Raw genomic sequence first — 2218 nt, 5'->3', positions numbered from 1 at the left:
TTCTCATACTCGCTGTCCTTTTCCGGACCATGGACGCCTTCCGTTTCTTCGACGTGGTGTACGTACTGACCGAAGGAGGGCCGGGATACGCCACGCAAATCATCCCCTTCTACATCTACAAACTCGCCTTCTCCTTCTGGAGGACGGGCAGGTCCTGCGCCTTAGCGTATGTCCTCCTCATCATTATCATCGCCCTGAGTAACATCTACATCACCTACTTGAACCGCCTGCGGAGAGCGTGAGGGGTGAGAGAGATGAACGAGTTCCAGAGAAGGGCAACGAAGAATCGGGTCATTGTTGTGGTTCTTGTTGTTCTCCTTTGCATTTACCTTTTTCCGCTGTACTGGATGTTCTCCACGGCCACAAAGAGCAAGGTCGAGGCCTTTGCACTGCCCCCCAAATGGGTCTGGCGCCCCCAAATCGATAACTTTCGGAATATTTTCTACGTCGGTGCGGGAGGAGCCTTAGGAACGGTCCGGGGTATCGAGCTGAAGCCCAAGCCTTCTGCCTTCTTGCGACAGCTCGGTAACAGCATCATCGTCTCTTTCGTGAGCACTCTCCTTGCCACCTTTTTAGGAGCCCTCTCCGGGTATGTCTTCTCAAGGATGCGGGTGCGGGGGAAGGACGACCTTCTCTTCGTTATCCTGAGTAGCCGCATGCTCCCTCCGGTGGTCATTGCCATTCCCCTTGTCATGATGTACCGGGCCCTGGGGCTTTTCGATACCCGCTTTGGGCTCATCATCATGTACACGGTGTTCAACCTTGCCTTTGCGGTCTGGATGATGCGGAGCTTCGTTGACGACATCCCCCGGGAGTACGAGGAGGCAGCCCTTGTCGATGGGTACTCCCGTTTCCAGGCCTTCTTCAAGTTCATCTTCCCCGAAATGCGGGTGGGCATGGTGGCCACGGCCATTTTCAGCCTCATCATGACCTGGAACGAGTTCACCTTTTCGCTCCTTCTCACCGGAGAACGGGCCCGCACCGCCGTTCCCTCGATTGCCCATTCCCTTGGGACTGCGGGAGTGAACTGGGGCCACATCGCTGCAGGGTCATTCCTCATGGTCCTTCCGGTTGTGGTTTTCACGTTCCTTCTTGGAGGAAACCTTATCCGGGGCTTCACCTTTGGAGCCATAAAGGAGTAGATGGGTATGAAGTTCTTAGCGCGTATGAAGAGATTCATGGAGCCTCTCTCCATCGTGCTCATCATTTTTGGCATTTTCAGCCTCTGCCAGCCCTTCACCTTTTTCCTCTACCACTATGGATTCGCCTTCCTCAGTGTGGGGACGGGGCTCTACATCCTTTTCTCCCACATCCCCTCTCTTGAGGACCTCCTTGGGGAAAAGGAGGCGTAGCGATGTCGTCTGTCCGGGTGGAAAAGCTCTACAAGCGCTTTGGACACGTGGAGGCGGTCAAGGGAATTTCCTTCGAGGTCAAGGAGGGAGAATTTGTGGTCCTCCTTGGCCCTTCAGGATGTGGGAAGACAACGACTCTGCGGTGCATTGCGGGGCTCGAGCAACCTGACGCGGGAAAGATTTACTTTGACGATGAAGACGTGACACCCTTAAGCCCTGCAGCCCGAAACATTGCCTTTGTTTTCCAGCTCTACGCCCTTTACCCGCACCTCACCGCTTACGATAACATCGCCTTTCCCCTTCGGGCCGAAGGCCTCCCGAAACCCGAAATCGAGAAGAGGGTTTCTGAGGTTGTGCGACTCTTGCAGATTGAGGATATTCTCCACCTCAAACCCCGCAAGCTCACAAGTGGCCAGAAACAACGGGTGGCCCTTGCTCGGGCAATTGTCCGCCGCCCCCGGGTTTTCCTCCTTGATGAGCCCCTCTCTAACATCGATGCGAAACTCCGGGAAGCCACCCGAGCAGAGCTCAAGAAACTCCAGCGCTCCCTCAAGGCCACAACCATCTACGTCACCCACGACCAGGTTGAAGCCATGACCATGGCGGACAAAATCGTGGTCATGAACTTTGGAGATATCCAGCAGATTGGCTCGCCTCATGAGGTCTACCACTATCCTGCGAATCTCTTCGTGGCCCGCTTTATAGGGAGCCCGGGAATGAACTTTATCCCCGGCAAGGTCGAGGAAAGAGGTGGGAAACTCGGCATCGCGGTGAACGATGCGTACTTCCTTCCCCTTTCTGAGGAACAGGAAGCCGCTTTAGTACGCCTTTCCCCTCCGGTGCACCAGGTAGTCCTTGGAGTACGC

At 55.3% G+C, this 2218-nt stretch carries 3 protein-coding genes and 1 pseudogene (1 of these 4 cut by a window edge); all 4 read left to right on the top strand.

From position 1 onward, the window contains the following. Window positions 1-242, top strand: a pseudogene (locus tag H5U36_01815) (sugar ABC transporter permease) (it extends 677 nt beyond the left edge of the window). 12 nt (window positions 243-254) lie between these two features. Continuing rightward, on the top strand, window positions 255-1142 hold the full coding sequence (locus H5U36_01810; GenBank protein MBC7216917.1) for a carbohydrate ABC transporter permease: 888 nt from the start codon (window positions 255-257) through the stop codon (window positions 1140-1142). Between the two features lie 6 nt (window positions 1143-1148). Further along, a complete protein-coding gene (locus tag H5U36_01805; protein ID MBC7216916.1) occupies window positions 1149-1352 on the top strand; it encodes a hypothetical protein in 204 nt (67 codons plus the stop codon). A gap of 2 nt (window positions 1353-1354) precedes the next feature. Continuing rightward, window positions 1355-2218 (top strand): ABC transporter ATP-binding protein (locus H5U36_01800; GenBank protein MBC7216915.1); only part of this gene is annotated, 864 nt, incomplete at its 3' end.

The sequence above is a fragment of the Candidatus Caldatribacterium sp. genome (assembly GCA_014359405.1).
Lineage (GTDB): Bacteria > Atribacterota > Atribacteria > Atribacterales > Caldatribacteriaceae > Caldatribacterium > Caldatribacterium oleiphilum.
This window is presented reverse-complemented; position numbering and strand designations above follow the sequence as displayed.